The 21,612-nt window shown below is 65.0% G+C and carries 16 protein-coding genes and 1 pseudogene; 8 read left to right on the top strand and 9 right to left on the bottom strand.

What is annotated here, in order from left to right; translation table 11 throughout:
* Positions 1 to 70: 70 nt before the first annotated feature.
* The 7 genes and pseudogenes from AC56QQ_RS00810 to AC56QQ_RS00780 form a co-directional block, all read right to left on the bottom strand.
* Complete coding sequence (locus tag AC56QQ_RS00810; protein ID WP_497125182.1) at positions 71 to 1,873, bottom strand: ABC transporter ATP-binding protein; 1,803 nt, start codon at positions 1,871 to 1,873, stop codon at positions 71 to 73.
* Positions 1,870 to 2,813: pseudogene (locus tag AC56QQ_RS00805) on the bottom strand (acetamidase/formamidase family protein). The gene AC56QQ_RS00810 and the pseudogene AC56QQ_RS00805 overlap by 4 nt, the downstream one beginning before the upstream one ends.
* Complete coding sequence (locus AC56QQ_RS00800) at positions 2,803 to 4,446, bottom strand: ABC transporter substrate-binding protein (protein WP_489858985.1); 1,644 nt, start codon at positions 4,444 to 4,446, stop codon at positions 2,803 to 2,805. The pseudogene AC56QQ_RS00805 and the gene AC56QQ_RS00800 overlap by 11 nt, the downstream one beginning before the upstream one ends.
* Before the next feature lie 51 nt (positions 4,447 to 4,497).
* Positions 4,498 to 5,418 (bottom strand): ABC transporter permease, encoded by a 921-nt coding sequence (locus AC56QQ_RS00795; protein WP_497125181.1) that lies wholly within the window; start codon positions 5,416 to 5,418, stop codon positions 4,498 to 4,500.
* Complete coding sequence (locus AC56QQ_RS00790; protein ID WP_497129261.1) at positions 5,415 to 6,281, bottom strand: ABC transporter permease; 867 nt, start codon at positions 6,279 to 6,281, stop codon at positions 5,415 to 5,417. The genes AC56QQ_RS00795 and AC56QQ_RS00790 overlap by 4 nt, the downstream gene beginning before the upstream one ends.
* Positions 6,282 to 6,300: 19 nt before the next feature.
* Complete coding sequence (locus tag AC56QQ_RS00785) at positions 6,301 to 6,918, bottom strand: ANTAR domain-containing response regulator (protein WP_497125180.1); 618 nt, start codon at positions 6,916 to 6,918, stop codon at positions 6,301 to 6,303.
* Positions 6,915 to 8,009 carry a transporter substrate-binding protein gene (locus tag AC56QQ_RS00780; protein ID WP_497125179.1) on the bottom strand — a complete coding sequence of 365 codons (1,095 nt, stop codon included), beginning with the start codon at positions 8,007 to 8,009 and terminating at the stop codon, positions 6,915 to 6,917. Before AC56QQ_RS00780 ends, AC56QQ_RS00785 begins: the two co-directional genes overlap by 4 nt.
* Positions 8,010 to 8,465: 456 nt before the next feature.
* On the opposite strand from AC56QQ_RS00780, the gene AC56QQ_RS00775 reads away from it, so the two are divergent.
* The 3 genes from AC56QQ_RS00775 (at position 8,466) to AC56QQ_RS00765 (ending at position 11,153) form a co-directional block, all read left to right on the top strand.
* The gene (locus tag AC56QQ_RS00775; protein WP_497125177.1) at positions 8,466 to 9,320 is read left to right on the top strand and encodes a MetQ/NlpA family lipoprotein; all 855 of its coding nucleotides are present in this window, start codon (positions 8,466 to 8,468) and stop codon (positions 9,318 to 9,320) included.
* Positions 9,321 to 9,418: 98 nt separating this feature from the next.
* A complete protein-coding gene (locus tag AC56QQ_RS00770) occupies positions 9,419 to 10,516 on the top strand; it encodes a methionine ABC transporter ATP-binding protein (protein WP_497125176.1) in 1,098 nt (365 codons plus the stop codon).
* Positions 10,497 to 11,153, top strand: a complete 657-nt coding sequence (locus AC56QQ_RS00765) for a methionine ABC transporter permease (RefSeq protein ID WP_497125175.1) — start codon at positions 10,497 to 10,499, stop codon at positions 11,151 to 11,153. Before AC56QQ_RS00770 ends, AC56QQ_RS00765 begins: the two co-directional genes overlap by 20 nt.
* 97 nt (positions 11,154 to 11,250) lie before the next feature.
* On the opposite strand, the gene AC56QQ_RS00760 is transcribed toward AC56QQ_RS00765, so the two are convergent.
* Together AC56QQ_RS00760 and AC56QQ_RS00755 are read right to left on the bottom strand one after the other, a co-directional pair.
* Positions 11,251 to 12,954: a hydantoinase B/oxoprolinase family protein gene (locus AC56QQ_RS00760; RefSeq protein WP_497125173.1), complete on the bottom strand. Its 1,704-nt coding sequence runs from the start codon at positions 12,952 to 12,954 to the stop codon at positions 11,251 to 11,253.
* Between the two features lies 1 nt (position 12,955).
* Positions 12,956 to 15,040 (bottom strand): hydantoinase/oxoprolinase family protein, encoded by a 2,085-nt coding sequence (locus AC56QQ_RS00755; protein WP_497125171.1) that lies wholly within the window; start codon positions 15,038 to 15,040, stop codon positions 12,956 to 12,958.
* Positions 15,041 to 15,260: 220 nt separating this feature from the next.
* On the opposite strand from AC56QQ_RS00755, the gene AC56QQ_RS00750 reads away from it, so the two are divergent.
* The 5 genes from AC56QQ_RS00750 (at position 15,261) to AC56QQ_RS00730 (ending at position 21,532) form a co-directional block, all read left to right on the top strand.
* Positions 15,261 to 16,088, top strand: a complete 828-nt coding sequence (locus tag AC56QQ_RS00750; protein WP_497125170.1) for a ferredoxin--NADP reductase — start codon at positions 15,261 to 15,263, stop codon at positions 16,086 to 16,088.
* Positions 16,089 to 16,241: 153 nt separating this feature from the next.
* Positions 16,242 to 17,297, top strand: a complete 1,056-nt coding sequence (deoC, locus tag AC56QQ_RS00745; protein WP_497125169.1) for a deoxyribose-phosphate aldolase — start codon at positions 16,242 to 16,244, stop codon at positions 17,295 to 17,297.
* A gap of 67 nt (positions 17,298 to 17,364) precedes the next feature.
* Positions 17,365 to 19,737 (top strand): aldehyde dehydrogenase family protein, encoded by a 2,373-nt coding sequence (locus AC56QQ_RS00740; protein ID WP_497125168.1) that lies wholly within the window; start codon positions 17,365 to 17,367, stop codon positions 19,735 to 19,737.
* Between the two features lie 191 nt (positions 19,738 to 19,928).
* Positions 19,929 to 20,660, top strand: a complete 732-nt coding sequence (locus AC56QQ_RS00735; protein ID WP_489858997.1) for an SDR family oxidoreductase — start codon at positions 19,929 to 19,931, stop codon at positions 20,658 to 20,660.
* A 26-nt stretch (positions 20,661 to 20,686) separates the two neighbouring features.
* On the top strand, positions 20,687 to 21,532 hold the full coding sequence (locus AC56QQ_RS00730; RefSeq protein WP_497125166.1) for a fumarylacetoacetate hydrolase family protein: 846 nt from the start codon (positions 20,687 to 20,689) through the stop codon (positions 21,530 to 21,532).
* Positions 21,533 to 21,612: the final 80 nt, after the last annotated feature.

Raw genomic sequence — 21,612 nt, 5'->3', positions numbered from 1 at the left:
CGCAATCGCGTGATTGCAGCCGTGTCGTCCGAAGGCGGACGCACGGCTCGGACGGTCCAGGGCAGAACCCTCAGCTTCCGGCAGCAACAAGATGTCCGCCACCGACGTCGCTTAGGACCAGCCTCTGTGGGATCTCGCCGATCTTTCGCGTCGCGCTCGGTATCTCCTGGTCGAGGCGGGCGAAGCGGCTTCTTCGCTTGGCCGGGTCGGGCACCGGCACGGCTTCGATCAGCCGCCTGGTGTAGGGGTGGCGCGGGTTGGAAAACACCTGGTCGCGGGTTCCCATCTCGACGATCTGGCCGAGATACATGACGGCGACGCGGTCGGAGATGTTTTCGACCACCGCCATGTCATGCGAGATGAAGAGATAGGCGACGCCGAATTCGCGCTGCAATTCCTTCAACAGATCGAGCACGCGCGCCTGCACCGAGACGTCGAGCGCCGAGACACTTTCGTCGGCAATGATCAGCTTCGGCCGCAAGGCGAGAGCGCGGGCGATGCAGACGCGCTGGCGCTGGCCGCCAGAAAATTCGTGCGGATAAAGTTCCATCTGGTCGGCCGACAGGCCGACGCGCTCGAATAGCGCCGCAACCCGCTCCCTGCGCTCTTCCTTCGAGGCAATGCCATGGATGACGAGCGGCTCGGCGACGAGGTCGCCGACACGCATGCGCGGATCGAGCGAGGCATAAGGGTCCTGGAAAATCATCTGCACGTCGCGGCGCACGGCCTTGCGCTCGTCGCGGCCAAGGCCCGACAAATTGCGTCCGCCAACGACGATGTCGCCGGTGTAGGGCACCAGCCCGGCCAACGCCTTGGCGGTGGTCGACTTGCCGCAGCCGGACTCGCCGACCAGCGCCAGCGTCTCGTTGGGCGCGATCGAGAAGCTGACGCCTTCGACGGCGTGAACACGACGGATTACCCGGCCAAAGACGCCGCCGCGCAGATCGAAGCGGACGTGCAGATCATCGACCACGGCGACATTGGCCGGCGTTGCCGTCTCGGCATCCCTGGATTTCTGCCGGCCGACGCCGGCGCCGATGCGCGGCACGGCGGCCAGCAGCTCGCGCGTGTAGTCGGCTTGCGGCCGTGCGAAGATGTCTGATGTCTTTCCCTCCTCGACCATGCGGCCATGCCGCATGATGATGACGCGATCGGCCATTTCGGCGACCACGCCCATGTCGTGGGTGATGAGGATGACGCTGGTGCCATGCTGGCGCTGCAGGTCGCGCAACAGCTCCAGCACCTCGCCTTGCACGGTGACGTCGAGCGCGGTCGTCGGCTCGTCGGCGATCAGCGCATCGGGCTCAAGCGCCAGCGCCATGGCGATCATCACCCGCTGGCGCATGCCGCCGGACAGTTCGTGCGGAAACTGCTTCAGCCGGCTTTCGGCTTCGGAGATGCGCACCGCCTTCAGCGCCTCGATGGCGCGCTGGCGGGCCTGCGCCTTTGACAGGCTGGTATGCGCCTCGATGGACTCGGTCAGTTGCCGGCCGATCGACAGCACCGGATTGAGCGAGGTCATCGGCTCCTGGAAGATCATGGCGATGCGGTCGCCGCGAATGCGGCGCATCTGGCGCTCGTCGAGCGTCGTGAGTTCGGTCTCACCGAGGCGGATCGTACCGGATGAAATGCGGGCTGCGGGCTGCGGCAGCAGCTGCATGATCGCCAGGGCGGTCATCGACTTGCCGGAACCGGATTCTCCGGCAATGCACAGCGTCTCGCCGCGCTTAAGCGTCAGCGACAGGTTGGAGACGACCTCGCGCTCGCCGTCCTCGCCACGTACGCTGACGGAGAGGCTGGCGATGTCGAGCACCGTCCCGGCCGCCGCCGGAGCGGCGGCTCCGGTCCGCTTTTTGCCTGCGCGTGCGTTCATTCGAAAACGCAGCGCGGGAAGTAGAACGACACCACCCAGTTCGGCATGTCGACGATCTCGCTGATGCGGAGATCGCCGCACACCGAGGCCAGCATGTAGGCCTCGACCGGATCTATTCCGTAGCGGCCAGAGAGCAGGTCGACCATCTGCGCGACAGCCCCCCGGCGCCGGCCATCAGGTCCGGGCCGATGCCGGTCGTTACCTCATAGCCCTTGGCGTCGAGATGGCGCGTCACCGGGCCCGAGGTGGTGAAGCGCGGCGTCTTCAGCCTGGCGTCCTTGACCAGGTCGAGCTTGAGCACGACATCCATCGGGCTTTCGATCGCCGTGCCGCAGACCTCGCCGTCGCCTTGCGCGGCGTGCGTATCGCCGACCGAGAACAGCGCACCGGCCACTTCCACCGGCAGATAGAGCGTGGTGCCGGCGGCGAGATCGCGGATGTCGAGATTGCCGCCGACGCGCCTCGGCGGCACCACCGAGTGGTGGCCCTTTTCCGCCAGCGCGTTGCCGATGGTGCCGGCGAAGGGTTTCAGCGGCACACGCGCATTCTTGCCGAACAGCGCCGGCTCGAGCGAGGCGGCGTCGTATTTCCAGATGTTCAGCGCTGGCTCCTTGAAGTTTTCGGCGAGCAGGCCAAAACCTGGAATGTTCGCCGTCCAGCCGAAGCCGGACGGCTTGAACATCTCGATCGTCACCTTGAGCGCGTCGCCCGGCTCGGCACCCTCGACGAAGATCGGCCCGGTCACCGGGTTGACCTTGGCGAAGTCGAGCCCGGCGACATCGGCAACCGTGCTGTCGGCCTGAAGCTGGCCGCCCCCCGCATCAAGGCACTGGAACTCGATGGTCGAGCCGGGCGCCACCCGCTCGGCTGGGACAAACGAATTGTCCCAGCCGAAATGGTGATGGCGCCCGTGGATGGTGTAGTCGCAGTTATTGCACATCTTTTACGTACACATTGTCGTAGTTGATGGGGACATGGACCGGGTCGACATAGAGGTTGTCGGCGCCGCCCATGCGGGCGGATTTCATGGTGAAGCGCTGCTCGTTGAAGACCGGCGCCCACGGCGCGTCAGCCATGATCTTGGCGTAGATGGCGCTCCACATCTTGTTGCGCTCCGCGGATTTCGCCGGGTCGACGATCGAATCGGCTTCCGCCGCCTTGGCGTCGAGATCCTTGTTGCAATACCATGACCAGTTCCAGCCGCCCGGCACAGCGCCGGCGCAACCGAGGATCGGGCCGTAGAAGTTCGACGGATCCGGGAAGTCGGCGATCCATCCCATGCCACCGGACCAGATCATCGGCGCGCCGGCCTTGTCGCCGCCGGCGGCGATGACGTTGGCCTGGGCCAGCGCCTGGATACTGGCCTTGATGCCGATGGCCGCCAGATCCTGCTGGATCGCCTGGGCGATGCGCGGGTTGGGATCGGTGTTCATGGCGAACAATTGCGTGTCGAAACCATCGGGATGACCGGCCTCGGCGAGCAATGCCTTGGCCTTGGCGACGTCATAGGGATAGCCCTTGAACTCCTTGTCGTAGCCCGGCATCGACGGCGGCAGCGGCTGGTTGGCCGGCACGGCGCGGCCGTTGATGATCTGGATGATGCGGGCCTTGTTGATCGCCATGTTGACGGCCTGGCGCACCTTCACATTATCGAACGGCGCCATGGTGGTGTTCATGGTGATGTAGCCGGTGTGCAACTGGCCACCCTCGACGACTCGTGCCTTCTGCTCCGGATCGGCCATCACCTCTTGGAATTTTGCCGGCGGAATGCCGTCCAGGGGCAGGTCGATCTCGCCTTTCTGCATGCGCAGCAGCGCCACGATCGGTTCCTGGCCAACCTCGAAGGTGATCTTGTCCAGGTGCGGCAGGCCCTTGTGCCAATAATCAGGATTACGCTCGAAGACGATGCGCTGGCCAAGCGTCCATTCGGCGAGCTTGAAGGCGCCGGTGCCGACCGGATGCTTGCCGAAATCGGCGCCGTATTTCTCGACCTCTTCCTTCGGCACGACATGCGAGAAGTTGATGGCCATGACATGCAGGAAGGTGGCGTCGGGGCGGGTCAGCTCGAACTTGACGGTGTAGGGGTCGACCACGGTGACGCCGGCCAGGCTTTCGGCCTTGCCGGCGGCGACATCGTCATAGCCCTTGATCGAACCGAAGAAGCCGGCGCCGGGGCTCTGCGTCTTCGGATTGGTGACGCGGTCGAGCGAATATTTCACGTCGTCGGCGGTCATCTCGCGGCCATTGTGGAATTTGACGCCGTGACGCAGCTTGAAGGTGAAGGTCTTGCCGTCGGGCGAGATGTCATAGCTTTCGGCGAGGTCGGGCTTCAGCTTGGTCGTCCCCGGCTCATAATCCATCAGCCCGTCGAACAGGCTCTTGATCATCGACCAGTTCTGCCAGTCGTAACCGATCGCCGGGTCGAGCGTGGTGACATCGTCCTTGTAGGTGGCGATGATTTCGCCGCCTTGCTTGGCGTTCGGATCGATTGTGTCCTCGGCACGGGCGCTCGTCATGCCAAGCATCAGCGCCAGCGCCGATGCCGCTACCGTGGAGGCCAGAAATCTTCTCATTTCGTGTTCCCTTTCTCTGGTTGTTTTCTTGGTTTCATCTGAGCTTGATGCTCATCTCAGTTTGATACGGGGGTCGATGAAGGGCGCGATGATGTCGGCGAGCAGGTTGCCGAGCACTATGGCGAAGGCCGACACCAGCGTGACGCCCATGATGATCGGGATGTCGACGCGCTGGATGGCCTGCCACGCCAGCTGGCCGATGCCGGGCCAGCCGAACACGCTTTCGACGACGACGATGCCGCCCATGAAGATGCCGATGTCGATGCCGATCATGGCGATGACCGGCAGGATGGCGTTGGGCAGGGCATGGCGAAAAAGGATGGCGCCGCGCGCCAGGCCCTTGGCGCGGGCCGTGCGCACATAGTCCTGGCGCAGCACGTCGATCATCGACGAGCGCATCATGCGCGCGTACCAGCCGGCGCCGAGGATGCCCATGGTCAGCGACGGCAGCACGAGATGTCGCCAGGTGCCGTAGCCACCGATCGGAAACCAGCTCAGCCGCACGGCAAAGACGTAGAGCAGCAGCAGGCCGACGACGAATTGCGGCGCCGAGACGCCGACGAAGGAAGCGACCATCAGCGTCTGGTCGGTGGCGGTGCCGCGCTTGACGGCGGCGATCAGCCCCATGCTGAGCCCAATCAGCAATTCGCACAGGATGGCGCCGATCATCAGCAACAGACTTGCCGGCAGTCGCGAGACAATCAGTTCGGTGACCTCGGAACGCTGGATGTAGGAGCGGCCGAGATCGCCGCTGGCGAGCTTCACTAGATAGCGCCAGTACTGGATGACGAAGGGCTGGTCGAGGCCGAGCTGCTGGCGGATGTTCTCGACCGTCTGCGGCGTGGCGCTGCGGCCGGCGATTTGGCGTACAGGATCGGCCGGCAACAGATAGAGCAGCGCGAAGGTGATCAGCGAGACGCCGAGCAGGATGAGCAGCGACTGGATGAGGCGGCGGCCGAGATAGGCGATCATGCCCGGCCTCTCTGCGTCGGATCGAGAATGTCGCGTAGCGCATCGCCGATCAGGTTGAAGGCCAGCGCCAGCGCCAGGATCGCCGCACCGGGGAAGAACACCAGCCAGGGTGCGGCCTGGAAGTAGGTCTGGTTCTCGAAGATGATGTTGCCCCAGGACGCCGTCGGCGGCTGCACGCCGATGCCGAGAAAGGAGAGCGTCGCTTCGAGCAGCACCGTGGTCGAAATGCCGAGCGTGCCCCAGACGATGATGGTCGGTAAGAGATGCGGCAGGATGTGGCGAAACAGGATGCGTGGCGCGCTCGCCCCGATGGTGCGCTCGGCGTCGATGAACTCGCGCTCGGCGAGCGAGCTGGTCTCGGTGTAGATGACGCGCGCGGTCTGCACCCAGTTGACCAGCGCGATGACCATGGCGACGATCCACAGGCTGGGCTCGAACACCGCCGCCAGGCAAATGGCGAGCAGTAGCGCCGGGAACGCCATCATCAGGTCGGTGAAGCGCATCAGAGCGCCGCCGACCCAGCCGCGGAAATAACCGGCAACAACGCCGACCAGGGTGCCGATCAAAAGCGCCACGCCATTGGCGACGATGCCGATGATCAGCGAAGTGCGGGCGCCATAGAGGATGCGGGTCAAGAGGTCGCGGCCGAGCAGGTCGGTGCCCAGCCAGAATTGCGCATTGGGCGGCAAGGGCGAGCCTTCCAGCGTCAGGCCGTCGAACATCTGCTCGTTGGGGTCATAGCCGGTCAGCCATGGCGCCAGCACGGCGCCGGCAACGACGATGGCGACGATCACCAGGCCGAGCATTGCCAGGCGGCGTTTGACCAGCCGGCGCCAGACGCCGGCACGCGGCTTGACCGGCATGCGCCCGGCGGCCGGGAGATCAGGCGCGATGGGACTGGTCATCGCCGCCTTCTTCCCCCGCTGCTTCTTCGCTTGTCATCGCCACGATCCGGCGCGCGGCATCCTCGACGCTGATCTGCCAGCTCATCGCCAGCGAGCGCAGTTGCGCATAGGCGCGGTCGTCGTCGGTGCCTTTCGACAGCGCCGTCACGGCGCGCACGATGGTCTGGCGTTCGGCGACGCGCTGGCGAAGCGACGCGATTTCGCTGGCCAGATGCTTGCGTGCCTCGAAACTCTGCCGCGCGATCAGCAGCGCGCTGTAGACGCCGGCAGTGCCGACCGGCTTCAAGAGCTGGGCATCGGCCTTGTGCGACAGCGCCCACTCGATACGGCCGGGTGCCTCCGAGCCGATCAGCGCCACCAGCGGCATCGGCGCCTCGCCCGGCTTCCATGGAAACTGCTCGTCGAAGCCGAGATCGGCGTCGAAGAAGACGAAATCGGCGGCCAGCGCTTCTGGCGGCAGTTCCGGCCAGCAGTCCAGCGTGATCAGGCCGATGGCCGACAATTGCCTGGTGATCGCCTGCACCGTCGGATGCGGGCGATGCAGGATGAAGGCCCTGGCGCCACCGAGATTGGGGATGCGCGGCGTCCTGGTCACGACACGACCCTCAGGCGGGGACGGCCGAATGTCCTGGCGGGGTCGTAACGCGACAGATAGGGGTCCGGCGCGACCTCGTCCTCGCGGCTGACGACCTCGAAGAAGCCATCCGCGATCCGCCCGATGATCACCGGCAGCGTCGCGTGCTGGGAGTGGGCGTCGATGGCGATCGGCCCGAGCCGGGTGGAGAAGCGGCGCTCGGCGAAGGCCCTGGAAAACTCCGCCGGACCAGCGTCGGGATCGCGGGAGAGCACGTCGGCCATCACCTGCACCGACGCATAGGCGGACGCCTCGAAGGACGAGCCGAAAGCGGCCGGCCGCGGCGCGAAATACGGCCCGACCGACAAGTGCCCTTTGCCGGATTCACCGATTGCCGGCAGCTCGCCCTCGGTGAGGTTGCAGGAGATGACAGGGCAGGTTTCGGGGCTGAAGGCGGAATCCTCGTCGCCCAGGTCGCGATAGGCCGCCAGGAAGGCGTAAGACGAGGTGCCGATCAGATTGTTGAGGATGAAGTTCGGCCGCGTGGCCCGGATTTCCCCGATCAGGCGCGACACGTCGGTCTCGCCGATGCGCAGATAGCGCTCGCCCAGGACCTTGCCGCCGGCATCGGCGATCAGGTCGCGCGCGACGCGGTTCATCTCCCAGCCCCAGATATAGTTCGAGCCGAGCAGGAAGCCGTTGGCGCCGAAGCGCGGCACGACATGAGCCATAAGCGGCACCAGGTGCTGGTTGGGGCAAGCGTGCATGTAGACGACATGCTCATTGGCCTCGAACCCCTCATAGGGGCAGGCGTACCAGAGCATCCCGCCGGCTTTCTCCAGGACGGGGATGGTCTCCTTGCGGCTCCAGGAGGTGACGCAGCCGACGACATGGCGCGCGCTGCTGGTCTTGAAAATGTCCTCGCACAAGGTCGCGTAGCGATCGGCATTGCTTTGCGGGTCGCGTTCGACCGGCACAAGCTCGATGCCTGAGCTCCGATCGGCGTTGATGTCGGCGATCGCGCGCATGGCGCCCATCCGGCACGCATCGGACACGAGCTGATAGCTCCCCGAGCGGGAATAGAGGATGCCGATCTCGATACGCCGTTTCAAACAGATCCCCAAAAATAACAATGCCCCGCAGCCACCGCCGGCGAGGCGAGGCATACGAGGCATTCTTGCCACCCGGCGATCAGAGCCGGTATTTTGCCCTAGCGTATTCGGTACGGCGGGTCAGTCAAGCGGGAAAAGTGCTACGCTCAACTCAACCCTGCTCCACCTGCATCCGGCGCCACGCGGCCGGAGCCTTGTCAACCCGTGCGCGGAAGACCCTTGAGAATAGGCCGGGTTGTCGAAGCCGATCTCATAGGCGATGCCGCTACGGTGCGCGCGGGTCGACCCCGGCGGTGTCTTGTGCTCGCTGCCTTGAAATTTTTGAGAGAATATTCCCGGTATTGAGGGCAACCACGAAACGCGGTTCTTTGATAAATTCGATAGAATATCTGACGATGCGATCAAGGCTGAGCAATCCGTTTGGCTGCCATGACTTTACAACCGCAGAGATCAATCATGTCCGACTTCAAAAACACTTTGCCATCTTCCCTTTGGTCAACCCTCAACCGGCGCGGTGGTCTTGCTCTGCTGTTCGCGTCTGCCGTGGCGATTGGCAGCCTGTTGGCGCCCAACGCGTTGTTCGCCGAGGACAAGAAGTCGATCAAGGTCGGCATCATCAGCGGCGAGGATGAAGATGTCTGGCGGGTCGTCGACGCGCAGGCGGCCGAAAAGGGCCTCACCGTCGAGACCGTGGTGTTCAACGACTACACCCAGCCCAACGAGGCACTGGAGCGTGGCGAAATCGACGCCAACGCCTTCCAGCACCAACCCTATCTCGACAACCAGATCAAGACTCAAGGTTACCACATCGTCCGCGTCGGCTACACCGGCGTCTGGCCGATCGGCCTCTACTCGAAGAAGTACAGCAAGGTCGCCGACCTGCCCGAGGGCGCGGTGATCGGCGTGCCGAACGATCCTTCCAACGAGGGCCGGGCGCTGCGCGTCCTCCAGAACGAGGGCGTGATCAAGCTGAAGGACGGCACCGGCATTCTCGCCACCACCGCCGACATCGCCGAGAATGCCAAGAAAGTGGTGATCAAGGAGCTCGACGCCGGCATCGTCGGCCGCTCGGTCGAGGATCTCGATGCCGCCGTGGTCAACACCGACTGGGCGCTGAAAAGCGGCCTGACGCCGGAAAACCGCATCGCGCAGGAGCCCATCGCCGACAATCCCTACCGCAACTTCATCGCGGTGAAGGCCGGCAATGAGAACGAGGCCTGGGTGAAGACGCTGGTGGCTTCCTATCAGAACGAGGCTGTGAAGGCCGAGTTCGACAAGGTCTACAAGGGCACCGGCCTCAGCGCCTATTGAGAGCATCCGCGACCGGACGCCCGGTTCGAGAGCAATGGCGGTCCGCGCTTGAGCGCGGGCCGCGATTGCGTTTTCGGATGGCGAGAACAGGAACACGCATGAACCAGCATTTCACGGCATCCGTGGACACCATCGATGCGACCGAGGGCCGGCCTGACGCGTCGCAGGACGTCGTACGCCTTGTCGAGCTGAAGCGCCGCTTCGGCGCGACGGCGGCGCTCGACGGTGTCTCGCTGACGGTGCGCAAGGGCGAGATTCTCGGCATCATCGGCCGCAGCGGCGCCGGCAAATCGACGCTGATCCGCTGCTTGAACGGTCTGGAGCGACCCGATTCCGGTGAGGTGTTCATCGAAGGCCGCGAGATCAGCCGGCTCGGGGAGCGCGACCTACAGCCGCTGCGGCGGCGCATCGGCATGATCTTCCAGCACTTCAACCTGCTGTCGGCCAAGACCGTCGAGGACAATGTGGCGCTGCCGCTCAAGATCGAGGGCCGGCCAACGGCCGAACGGCTGCGGCGTGCGGCCGAACTGCTCGATCTCGTCGGTCTGTCGGAGAAGGCAAAAGCCTATCCGGCGTCGCTGTCGGGCGGCCAGAAGCAGCGCGTCGGCATCGCCAGGGCGTTGGCGGCCCGGCCGGCGCTGCTGTTGTCGGACGAAGCCACCTCGGCGCTCGATCCGGAGACGACGCGTTCCATCCTTGCCCTGCTGAAGGACATCAACCGGCAGCTTGGCCTGACCATCCTGCTGATCACCCATGAGATGGAGGTAGTCCGCTCGATCGCCGACCGGGTCGCGGTGATCGACGCCGGGCGGATCGTCGAGGAAGGGCCGGTTTGGTCGGTGTTCGCCGATCCGCGCTCTGACATCACCCGCAGCCTGCTCGGCACCATCCGGCCGCAGCTGCCGGCCGAACTGGCGGCCCGGCTGGCGCCGGGGGTCGGCACGGAAATGATCCTGCGCGTCGACGTGGCCGGCGAGGCCGCGCGCGGCCCGCTGCTCTCGGATCTCGCGGCAATGGTCCCCGGTCCGTTCCGCCTCGTCCATGGCGGCATCGACCACATCCAGGAGCAGCCCGTCGGCACGCTGTTCCTTTCAGTTCCTGGCGACGATGCACGACATCTCGCCGAAGTGATCACATTCCTGAAGTCCCGCCAGGCGCGGGTGGAGGTGCTTGGCCATGTCGCCCATTCTGTTTGAGCTTCTGCTGCGTTCGATCTGGGAAACGGTGCTGATGACAGCCGCGTCCGGCCTCATCTCGCTGGTTTTCGGCCTGCCGCTCGGGCTGGCGCTGGTCGCCACCGATCGCGGCGGCATCGCCGGAAGCCCGTGGGTCAACCGCGCGCTCGGAGCCGTCATCAACGGCTTCCGTTCGGTGCCCTTCATCATCCTTCTGGTGGCGCTCATCCCGGTGACGCGGCTGATCGTCGGCACCTCGATCGGCACGTGGGCGGCCATCGTGCCGCTGTCGATTGCCGCCACGCCCTACTATGCGCGCATCGCCGAGGTGTCGCTGCGCGAGGTCGACCACGGGCTGATCGAGGCGGCACGCGCCATGGGCGGCAACCGCTGGACGATCATCCGCGAGGTGCTGGTGCCCGAAGCGCTGCCCGGCATCGTCGCCGGCTTCACGGTGACGCTGGTGACGCTGATCGGCGCTTCAGCCATGGCCGGCGCGATCGGCGCCGGCGGGCTCGGCGACCTCGCCATCCGCTACGGCTATCAGCGTTTTGAGACCAGCGTCATGGTCGCCGTGGTCATCGTGCTGATCATCCTGGTCTGCGGCATCCAGTGGGCGGGTGACCGGCTGGTGGCGAGGCTGGATCGGAGAGGGTAAGACTTAAGCCGGCTAACTATGCTCTCGACCTGACACCCTCAGGATCGAAGAATCGTGTTGATGTAATGCGCCGAACAGTGCGGTCCGATGCGCGAGATCAGGACGCCAGGCCCGCCGGCGCGACCCCGAACAGGTCCTCGGCTTGCTCGGCCGTATAGTAGCCAAGTCTGACATCCCGAGCGACCAGTTCCGGGTCCCGCTCAAGCGGATCGCCATAGCCGCCACCGCCCGGGGTGCCGACGCGCACGCGGTCGCCGGCCTTCAAGGCGATGTCCTGCTCCTTGGAGAGATGCGGCGGCACATGGGCCTCGCCGTCGCGGAAGACGGTAACCGTGTTGACCGCGCCGTCCTTGCCGCCGAGTGCGCCTTGCGGGCCGAAACGGCCGTGATCCATGACGAAGGAGGCGCGGGCGTCGCCACGCAGGATTTCGACCTCATAGGCGAGGCCAAAACCGCCGCGATGCTTGCCGGCACCGCCGGAGCCCTCGCGCAAGGCATAGTGACGGTAGAGCACGGGAAAGGCCTGTTCCATGATCTCGACCGGCGGTGACTTGGAGATGCCGATGGTCGAGCAGCCGTTGGTCAACCCGTCATGGCCGGCATTGCCGCCATAGCCGCCGCCGGAGATCTGGTACATGACGTAGTCGCGGCCGCGTGCCGGGTCGTTGCCGCCGAGCGCGAAATTGCCGCTGGAGCCGGCCGGAGCCGCCGTCACCTTGTCCGGCAGCGCCTGCACCATGGCCGCGAACACCGCCTCGGCGATGCGCTGCGACACTTCGGCGGCGCAACCCGAAACCGGGCGCGGATATTTGGCGTCGAGGAACGTGCCTTCCGGCCGCTTGACATCAAGCGGCTCGAAGGCGCCGGCGCTGATCGGCACGTCTGGGAAAATATGACGCATGGCGAGATAGACCGAGGACAAGGTCGTCGCCAGCACGCTGTTCATCGGCCCGGCGCAGGGCTTTGACGAGCCGGCGAAGTCGAAGGTCAGCGTGTCGCCCCGTTTCTCGACAGCGAGCGCTATGGTCAGCGGCTCGTTGACCACGCCGTCGGAATCGACAAAGGCCTTGGAGCGATAGGTGCCGTCGGGAATGGCCGCGATGTTGGCGCGCATCTGTTCGGCGGCGCGGCGGCGCAATTCGGCGATCGCCTCGACAACCGTTTCGTCACCGTAACGATCCAGGATTCCGTTAAGCCGGTCCTGGCCGATCAGCAGCGCGGCGGCCTGGGCCCTGATGTCGCCGATGCGCTGGTCGGCGACGCGGATGTTGGAGCAGATGATGGCGTAGATCTCGGGATCGAGCACGCCCTTCTTGAACAGTTTCACCGGCGGCAGCCGCAGGCCTTCCTGCTCGACAGCCGTCGCCGAAGCCGAGAAGCCACCCGGAACGGAGCCGCCAATGTCGGGCCAATGGCCGGTGTTCGACAGCCAGCAAAAGATCTTTCCGTCCCTGTAGACCGGCATGGCGAAACGCACGTCCATCAGATGGGTGCCGCCGAGATAGGGGTCGTTGACGATGTAGATGTCGCCCGGCTCCGGTGGCAGGCAGCGGCCATCGGCGATCATCTCGATCACCGTCCTGGTTGAATACTGCATGACCCCGACAAACACCGGCAGGCCCTGGCTGCCTTGCGCGATGAGCGAGCCGTCGACGGCCGAATAGATGCCGTCGGAGCGGTCATTGGCTTCGGCGATCACAGGCGAAAAGGCGGCACGCGAAAAGGTCAGGTCCATCTCGTCGCAGACCTGTTGCAGGGCCGCCTGGAGGACTGACAGGGTGATGGCGTCGAGCTTTGCCATATCAGGCCTCGCCAATGTCGATGATGATGTTGCCGTCGGCGTCCGATCTTGCGCGGTCGCCGGGTTCGAGCACGGTGGTGGCGTCCATCTGTTCGAGGATCGCAGGGCCTTCGATGACGGCGTCGAGCGGCAGCTTTTCGCGGTCGTAGACCGGCGTATCGTGCCAGCGTCCGCCATACCAGACCGGACGGATCTCGCGTCGTGCCTCGTCGAGCGTCTTTGCGCGCCCGGCCGGGTCGATCAGCCGCGACAGGTCGATCGCCGGCCTGACACCGGTGACCGAAGTGTTGAGATTGACCAGATTGGCGCGGATTTCCGGCAGTTCGACCTTGAAGCGGGCGAAATAGGCTTTTTCGAACAGAAGCTGCAGCTCGTGCCGGGTCACCGACGACGACGGCAGCGGCACGTTGATGATGTGCGTCTGGCCGACAAACTGCATGTCGGCGGAATGGGTGACGCGGATCGTCTCCGGCTTCACCGCTTCCTTGCCAATCAGCTCTTCACCTTCGTTTCGGTGCCGTTCCAATACAGCGTGAAGCTGGGCTTCATCGAGCACAGCTACGGGCTGGTTGACCGTGTTGACGAAGTCATGGCGCAAATCGGCGACGACGCAGCCGAGCGCGTTGGTGATGCCGGGCCGCGCCGGCACCAGAACCTTCGGCAGGCCGAGTTCCCGCGCCAAAGCGGTGGCATGCAGCGGCCCGGCGCCGCCGAAGGCGAACAGCGCGAAATCGCGCGGATCATGGCCGCGCGACACCGAGACCATGCGGATGGCGCCGGCCATCTTCATGTTGCCCAGCCGCAGCACCGCCCCCGCCGCCTCGACGCCGGACAGGCCGGTCGCCTTGCCTATCCTGTCTTCGAAGATGCCGGTGACGCGCTCGACAGTGACCGGATTTTCGACCGCCAGCAGCTTCTTCGGCGCCAGCCGGCCGAGCACAAGGTTGGCGTCGGTGATGGTCGGCTCGAGACCGCCGCGCCCGTAGCAGATCGGGCCGGGATTGGCGCCGGCACTTTCCGGGCCGATCTGGATCAGGCCGGCCGCGTCGACGCGGGCGATCGAGCCGCCGCCGGCGCCGACCGTGTGCACCGCCACCATCGGCACATGGATCGGCATCGCATATTCGATCTCGATCTCGTTCGACACCGCCGGCTCGGCATTGCGGATCAGCGCCACGTCGGTCGAGGTGCCGCCCATGTCGTAGGTGACGAGGTTTTCGAAGCCGGCGCGCTTTCCCGTATAGGCGGCGGCGATGACGCCGGAGGCCGGACCCGACATGACCGTCTTGGCCGACTCACGCGTGACGAAGCGGGCCGAGATCATGCCGCCATTGCCGTTCATGATCAGGAAGTCGCGGGCATAGCCTTTTGCGCCCAGCTCCTTGCGCAGCCGCTCCACATAGCGCTCGAGAATCGGCTGCACCGAGGCGTTGACCGAGGCGGTGACGCCGCGCTCGAATTCGCGCGCTTCAGACAGCAGCGCATGGCCCGCCGTGATGTAACCGTTCGGCCAGAGTTCGGCGGCGATCTCGGCGGCCCGCCGCTCATGCGCAGGGTTGGCGTAGGAATGCAGGAAATGGATGACGAGGGATTCGCAGCCGGCCGCGATCAGCATCTTCACCGCCTCGCGCATTTCGGCCTCGTCGAGCGGCGTGCGTACGGTCCCCGATGCCTCGACGCGCTCCGACACTTCCAGCCTGAGATTGCGCGGAATGATCGGCACGAAGCTGCCGGTCATGCCATAGGCCTGCGGCCGTGTGCGCCGGCCAAGCTCGATCACGTCGCGAAAACCGCGCGTGGTGATCATGCCGGTTTTCGCCAGCCGGCGTTCCAGCACCGCGTTGGTGGTGGTGGTCGTGCCATGCACGATGAGGTCGATGCCGTCGATCGGAAATCCGGTGGCGCCGAGCGCCGAAACGACGCCGAACGCCTGGTTGTCGACCGTGGTCGGGGTCTTGGCGATATGCACCCGGCCACCGTCGCGGCCATCGATCAGAAGCAGGTCGGTGAAGGTTCCGCCGACATCGATGCCGGCGACGACGCTGCCCAGGGAATCCGGCGGCTGCACCGAAAAATTCTCTTTCATTGTCGAAACCCGAAATGCCCGGACTACGGATATGGCACAGTTTGGAAAGGTGTTTCGCGGCGGTATCTTGACGCAAATATCGTTTGTATACTAATAAATTCCGGACACAAGAGCTTACGCTTCGGAGTGTGCGAGCGGCACGCTGGAACCTGAACGGTTCGGGCGCGCAGGAAAAGGTTTGGTGCCCGCGTCCGCGAGTTGGGCCAGAAGGTTGGATTTGATGAACACCACATCCGCGCTCAACATCGCTGGCGCCCGTCCGTTGCAATTCCCGATTCCGGCCAATGTCTATGCCGAAACCGTCGTCTCGGTGAAGCATTATACCGACCGGCTGTTCTCGTTCCGCATCACCCGTCCGCAATCGCTGCGTTTCCGGTCCGGCGAGTTCGTCATGATCGGCCTGCCCAATGCCGAGAAGCCGGTGTACCGTGCCTATTCGGTGGCGAGCCCAGCCTGGGACGACGAGCTGGAATTCTTCTCGATCAAGGTGCCGGACGGCCCGCTGACCTCGGAACTGCAGAAGATCCAGGTCGGCGATACCGTCATCATGCGCCAGAAGTCGACGGGCACGCTGGTGCTGGACGCCCTGACGCCCGCAAAGCGCCTGTTCATGATCTCGACCGGCACCGGCATCGCGCCTTTCGCCAGCCTGCTGCGCGACCCCGACACCTACGAGAAGTTCGAGCAGGTCGTCCTGACCCACACCTGCCGCGACGTTGCCGAACTCACCTACGGCCAGGAGCTGGTCGCGGCGCTCGAAAGCGACCCGCTGATCGGCGAACTGACCGGCGGCCGCGTCACCCTCTACAATTCGACGACCCGCGAAGAGTCGGCATGCATGGGCCGCATCACCGCGCTGATCGGCTCCGGCAAGTTCTACAGCGATCTCGGCATCGACAGGCTCAATCCGGAAACCGACCGGATCATGATCTGCGGCTCGATGCACATGCTCAAGGACGTCAAGGAACTGGCCGAAAGCCTTGGCTTCGAGGAGGGCTCGCTCAGCCATCCGGCGAGCTTTGTCGTGGAGCGCGCCTTCGTCGGCTGAGACCCGGTCGCTTCGTTCCAGGAACGGCTTTTGACCATGCGGTCAAAAACTAGCTGCTTTGGCGACCTTTTTCCGCTATTGGTGCCCGAAGGACTCGTGAAGGACGACTTCGCGGGCTATCCTCGGCATGATCGCTGAACAAAGGGGCAGGAGATGAGCAGCACAATCCGCGAAGCCGAGCTCGGTGCCAGCGCATCCAAGGTGACGCCGCTGCCGGCGCGTGCCGCCGCCAATACCCCAATACCGCTGGATCATCGCATCGCGCGCAATCCCGGCATGAAGCTCGACCTCGGCTTCATGGAATCGATGCGCAACGTCAACCGCTCGGCGCTCGAACGGCGTGTCGCCAGCCTGACCAAGCGGCGCTCGATCAAGGCCGACAACCAGGCGGCATGGCTGCTGCGCGCCGTCGCCTGCATGGATTTGACGACACTGAATTCCAACGACACCGAAGAGCGCGTGCGCCGGCTCTGCGCCAAGGCGATCAACCCGTTTCGTCGCGACATTGTCGAGGGCCTCGGCATCGCAGGTGAAATCATCCGCCCGGCCGCGGTCTGCGTCTACCATCCCTTCGTCGCCACCGCCGTCGAGGCCGTGCGCGGCACCGGCATTCATGTCGCCGCTGTTTCCACCGCCTTTCCGCATGGCCTCGCGCCGCTGTCGACCCGCCTGCAGGAAATCGAGGCCTCGGTGAAGGACGGCGCCGACGAGATCGACGTCGTCATTCCGCGCGGTCTGGTGTTCGGCGCCAAATGGCGGGAGCTTTACAATGAGATCGTCTCGATGCGAGCGGCCTGCGGCGACGCGCATCTGAAGGTCATTCTCGGCACCGGCGACCTCGCCACGCTGCGCAATGTCATGCTGGCCTCAATGGTGGCGATGATGGCCGGCGCCGACTTCATCAAGACCTCGACCGGCAAGGAAAGCGTCAACGCGACGCTGCCCGTTGGGCTGGCCATGGTGCGCGCCATCCGCGCCTATTTCGAGGAGACCGGCTATCTCATCGGCTTCAAGCCGGCCGGCGGCATTTCCACGGCGAAAGCCTCGCTCGACTGGCTGGTGCTGATGAAGGAAGAGCTCGGCCGGCCGTGGCTGGAACCCGACCTGTTCCGCTTCGGCGCGTCGAGCCTGCTGACCGACATCGAGCGTCAGCTCGAGCACCACCTGACCGGTCACTATTCGGCCAATCATCGCCACGCGATGGCTTGAGCATTCCACCCCGATCGGCTTTGCCGATCGACCCTCCCCACGAGGGGGAGGGTGAAGGAGGCACCTGATGAACATTCTCGACCGCTACCACGCCATGGACTACGGCCCGGCGCCGGAGGCTCGCAATGAGGCCGATGCCTGGCTCGCCGCGCGCGATTTCGGCAAGGCGCTGTTCATCGGCGGCGACTGGAAGGCCGCTTCCGGCGGCAAGACCTTCGAGACCAGCGAGCCCGCTTCCGGCAAGCTGCTGGCAAAGGTGTCCGACGCCAGTGCCGCCGATATCGATGCGGCGGTTTCGGCCGCCGCCAAGGCGCTGCCGAAATGGTCGGCCTCCTCCGGCTATCAACGCGCCAAGGTTCTTTACGCCATCGGCCGCGCCATGCAGCGCCATCAGCGCCTGTTCGCCGTCCTGGAATCGATCGACAACGGCAAGCCGATCCGCGAGAGCCGCGACATCGACGTGCCGCTCGCCATCCGCCACTTTATCCACCATGCCGGCTGGGCGCAGGCACTGGACAGGGATTTCCCCGGCCACAAGGGCGTCGGCGTCGTCGGCCAGATCATCCCGTGGAATTTTCCGCTGCTGATGCTGGCCTGGAAGATCGCGCCGGCGCTCGCCGCCGGCTGCACCGTGGTGCTGAAACCGGCCGAGTTCACGCCGCTCACTGCCATCCTGTTTGCCGAGATCTGCGAGCGCGCCGGCGTGCCGAAAGGCGTCGTCAACATCGTCCAGGGCGGCCCGGAAGCCGGCGCGGCAATCGTCAACCATCCCGGCATCCAGAAGGTCGCCTTCACCGGTTCTTCCGAGATCGGCAAGATCATCAGGAAAGCCACGGCGGGCTCCGGCAAGAAGCTGTCGCTCGAGCTCGGTGGCAAATCGGCCTTCATCGTCTTCGAGGACGCCGATCTCGATAGCGCCGTCGAGGGCCTGGTCGATGGCATCTGGTTCAACCAGGGCCAGGTCTGCTGCGCCGGCTCGCGGCTGCTGGTGCAGGAAGGCATCGCCGAGGCCTTGATCGCCAAGGTCAAGACGCGGATGAGCCGGCTGCGCGTCGGCAGTCCGCTCGACAAGAACACCGATATCGGCCCGCTGGTCGATGCCACACAGCTCGAGCGGGTCAAAGGCCTGGTCGCCGAAGGCGCCAGACAAGGCGCCGTCTGCTGGCAACCGGATGCGGCGCTGCCCTCTTCCGGCTACTATCACCTGCCGACTCTCGCCACCGGTGTTTCGCCGGCTAATATCCTTGCGCAGGAAGAAGTGTTCGGCCCGGTTCTGGCCACCATGACCTTCCGCAACACCGAGGAAGCGATCGAGCTCGCCAACAACACGCGATACGGGCTGGCCGCCTCGGTGTGGAGCGAGAACGTCAACCTTGCCTTGCACGTCGCGCCGCAATTGAAGGCCGGCGTCGTCTGGGTCAACGGCACCAACATGTTCGATGCCGCCTGCGGCTTCGGCGGTTACCGCGAGAGCGGCTTCGGCCGCGAGGGCGGGCGCGAAGGCATGTTCGAATATCTCTCGGCTAAGCTGCCGCTCGGTCCGGTCATCAAACCGGCGACGCTCTCGGCGCAACCCGTCGAGCAGCCGGACGGCGACGCTATAGACCGCACGGCCAAGCTGTTCATCGGCGGCAAGCAGGTGCGGCCGGACGGCAATTACTCGATTGCCGTCGCCACCGCCAAGGGCAAACTGGCTGGCGAAGTGGGCCTCGGCAGCCGCAAGGATATCCGCGACGCCGTTTCGGCCGCCCGCGCCTGCAAGGGCTGGCCGGAGGCCACGGCCTACAACCGTTCCCGGGTGCTCTACTACCTGGCCGAAAATCTTTCTGGCCGCGCAAGCGAGTTTGCCGCCCGCCTCACCGAGCTGACCGGCGCCAGCGCCAAGGCCGCGCGGGAAGAAGTTGATCAAACTATCGAACGACTGTTCCTCTATGCCGGTCTTGCCGACAAATTCGAGGGGCGCGTGCACCAGCCGCCGGCCCGCACCGTCACGCTGGCGCTGCACGAGCCTGTCGGCGTCGTCGGCATCGTCGCGCCCGACGCGTCGCCCCTGCTCGGCCTGATCTCGCTGGTCGCACCGGCGCTGGCGATGGGCAACACCGTGGTCGCCGTGCCTTCGGAACGCTACCCGCTGCTCGCCACCGACCTCTACCAGGTGATCGAATATTCCGACGTCCCGGCCGGCGCCATCAACATCGTCACCGGCCGCAGCGCCGAGCTTGCCGCCGTGCTGGCCAAGCATGACGATGTCGATGGGCTCTGGGTATTCGCCGATGCCGATACCTGCGCCAAGGCGGAAGCCGAGTCCATCGGCAACCTCAAGCGCGTCTGGAGCGGCAATGGCCGCGGCCTCGACTGGGCGTCCGACGAGGCTGCTGGCGACGCCTTCCTGCGCCGCGCCGTCGAAGTGAAGAACGTCTGGGTGCCTTACGGAGACTGACATTTCCAAGGCTGTCGCAATGGTGATCGTGTTCGGGCTTGACGCCCGGATGCGTGTTCTTTAACGAGAAAAAACATCTTTATCTGTGGGCTGGCAGTGGCACAGGCCGCACAATGGCGTCCGACTGGCACGTGACGCCTTGGCCAACTGCCGATAAACCCGATCGATCCAAAGCGGGCGAGGAGAACAGCATGGCGGATCTGGCAGGCAAAATCGTTGTCGTCACGGCAGCGGCGCAAGGCATCGGCAAGGCGAGCGCGCTGGCCTTCGCCAAGGCAGGTGCCGTCGTCTACGCCACCGACATCAACGAATCGCTGCTGGCGGAGCTCGCCAAGACGTCCGGCATCAAGACCCGCAGGCTCGATGTGCTCAACGATGAGGCGGTCAACGCTGCCTTTGCCGAGATCGGGGCCGTCGATGTGCTGTTCAACTGCGCCGGTTTTGTCCATTCGGGCTCGATCCTCGAGATGAAGGACGCCGATCTCGATTTTGCCTTCAACCTCAATGTCCGCGCCATGATCCGCACCATACGGGCGGTGCTGCCGGGCATGCTGGAACGCGGTGACGGATCGATCATCAACATGTCGTCGGTTGCCGGCGCCGGCAAGGGCGTGCCCAACCGGTTTGCCTATGGCGTCACCAAGGCCGCGGTCATCGGCCTGACCAAGGCGATCGCCGCCGACTATGTCGGCAAGGGCATACGCTGCAACGCCATCTGCCCCGGCACGGTCGAGAGCCCGTCGCTGCAGGACCGCATGCATGCCCAGGGGGATTACGAGGCCGCCCGCGCCGCCTTTATCGCGCGCCAGCCGATGGGCCGGCTCGGCACGCCGGAGGAAATCGCCGATCTGGCCGTCTATCTGGCCGGCGCCACCTATACGTCCGGACAGGCCTATAATATCGACGGCGGCTGGTCGATCTGAACCAATCTGACTGAGGAGAGCACTCGATGAAACTGCTGCGCTATGGCGAGGTGGGGAGCGAACGTCCCGGCCTGCTCGATGCGGATGGAACGATCCGCGATCTCTCCGCCCATGTCGCCGACATTGCCGGCACAACTCTTCATCCGGCCTCGCTGGAGATGCTATCCAGGCTCGATCCGAAGTCGCTGCCGGTGGTTTCCGGCAAGCCCCGCATCGGCGCCTGCGTTGCCGGCACGGGCAAGTTCATCTGCATCGGCCTCAACTATTCCGACCATGCCGCCGAGACCGGCGCCACCGTGCCACCGGAGCCGATCATCTTCATGAAGGCAAGCTCGGCCATTGTCGGCCCGGATGACGACGTGCTCATTCCGCGCGGCTCGGTGAAGACCGACTGGGAAGTCGAACTTGGCGTGGTCATCGGCAAGACCGCCAAATATGTCAGCGAAGCCGACGCGCTCGACTATGTCGCCGGCTACTGTGTTTCGCATGACGTCTCCGAGCGCGCCTTCCAGGCCGAGCGGCAGGGCCAGTGGACCAAGGGCAAGAGCTGCGACACGTTCGGCCCGATCGGCCCGTGGCTGGTGACCAAGGACGAGGTGGCCGATCCGCAGAACATCAAGATGTGGCTGACGGTCAATGGCAAGACGATGCAGAACGGCTCGACCAAGACCATGGTCTATGGCGTGGCTTACCTGGTTTCCTACCTCAGCCAGTTCATGTCGCTGCACCCCGGCGATATCATCTCCACCGGCACACCGCCCGGCGTCGGTCTCGGCATGAAGCCGCCGGTGTTCTTGAAAGCCGGCGACGTGGTCGAGTTGGGTATCGAAGGGCTCGGTCAGCAGAAGCAGACGTTCAAGGCTGACGTGTAGGCGCATAGCTTCACAAGTTTGCGCCGCCCCTCACCCTAACCCTCTCCCCGTGAAGAACGGGGAGAGGGGGACGCCAACGT

The sequence above is a fragment of the Mesorhizobium sp. RCAM 05099 genome, assembly GCF_059683685.1.
This window is presented reverse-complemented; position numbering and strand designations above follow the sequence as displayed.